The 1,525-nt window shown below is 66.8% G+C and carries 1 protein-coding gene; it reads right to left on the bottom strand.

What is annotated here, in order from left to right; all coding sequences use genetic code 11:
• Positions 1-1,525 (bottom strand): beta strand repeat-containing protein (locus FBZ90_RS28030; RefSeq protein WP_211102389.1); only part of this gene is annotated, 1,525 nt, incomplete at both ends.

Genomic DNA, 1,525 nt, shown 5'->3' with positions numbered 1-1,525 from the left:
ATGCCAACGGAATTGGCGGTGATCGTACCGCTGTTGGCCAGCGTGCCGATGACGCCGTTGGTGTCGTTATAGAGGGCGTTCACGCCACCGGCGATGGTGCCAGCGGCGCCGTTGGTGACAAGGCCGATGGTCCCATAGTTGGCGACACCACCGCTGGTGCCGCTCAGCAGGCCGGTGTTGCTGACGCTGCCCAGGCTGCCGCTACTGGCGACATAGAGGGCGGTGTCGACCCCGGCGATGGTTTGGGAGTTGACCACGCCCCCCAGGGTGCCGCCGATGTAGTCGTTCAGCCCCTGGACGACCAGATTGGTGCTGTCGGTGACAGCCGTCGCCACCAGGCCGCTGATCGCGTTGGTCTGAATCGTGACGCCAGCGTAGCTGGATCCGCCACCGCCCTGGACCAGGGTCTGCCCCGCCTGCCCGGCCAAGTAGTTGCCGCTGGACGACAGGCTGGCGATCACCGTGCCGCCGGTGATGCTGGCCGCACCCGTGACCACCAGGCCGCCATTGGTCAAGGCCAGGGTACCCGCGCCTTGGCTATAGCTGCCGGTGATGGTCAGGGGGGTGCCCAGCGTCAGGCCGGCGCCGCTGTTGACCACCGTGTTGCCGCCGCCAACGGTGATCTGGTCGTTCAGCAGCAGGTTGCCGCCGGCGAAGACAATGTTGGCGTTGGGGTTGCTGATCGTACCGATGCTGCCGGACAGGCCGGTCAGGGTTCCCACGGTGCCACCGGCGCCGCCGGTGAAAATCAGGCCGCCGGTGCCAAGGTTGACCACATTGCCCGCGATGAGGCCGCTGTTGGCGATGATGCCCATGTTGGCGCCGCCAGCGTTGACAATGGCGTTGACACCGCCCGTGATGGTGCCACCGACGTTGTTGGTGACGTCTCCCATCGCCCCCAGGTTCTGGATGCCGGCGATGGTGCCGTTCAGCACCCCACTGTTGCTGAGACTGCCGAGGCTGCCGCTGCTGGCGACATAAAGGGCGGTGTTGACCCCGGTGATGGTGATGGTGTTGACTAGGCTGCCCTGGGTACCGCCGATATAGTCGTTGGCGCTCATCGCGACCAGGGCGTTGCCGATGGTGCCAGGGGTCAGGGCAATGCCGGGGGTGCCCGCCAGAAGGCTGGCGCCGGTGTAGTTGGAGCCCGCCCCGCCCTGGACCAGGGTGCCGCCAACCTGGCCCGCCAGGTAATTGCCGGTGGACGACAGGCTGGCGATCACCGCGCCACCGGTGATGCTGGCCGCACCGCTGACCATCAGTCCGCCATTGGCCAAGGCCAGCGTACCCGCGCTTTGGCTATAGTTGCCGGTGATGGTCAGGGGGCTGCCCAGCGTGAGGGCGGCGCCACTGTTGACCACCGTGTTGCCGCCGACCGTGATCTGGTCGTTCAGCAGCAGGTTGCCGCTGGCGAAGACTATGTTGGCGGTGGGGCTGTTGATCGTGCCGATGCTGCCGTTCAACCCGGTCAGCGTCCCCACCGTGGTGTCTGCGCCGCCGGTGAAGACCACGGCGCTGCCGTAAT

The organism is Nitrospirillum pindoramense, from assembly GCF_007827955.1.
Lineage (GTDB): Bacteria > Pseudomonadota > Alphaproteobacteria > Azospirillales > Azospirillaceae > Nitrospirillum > Nitrospirillum amazonense_B.
Note: the sequence above shows the minus strand (reverse complement) of the source record. Positions and strands in the feature narration are given on the sequence as shown.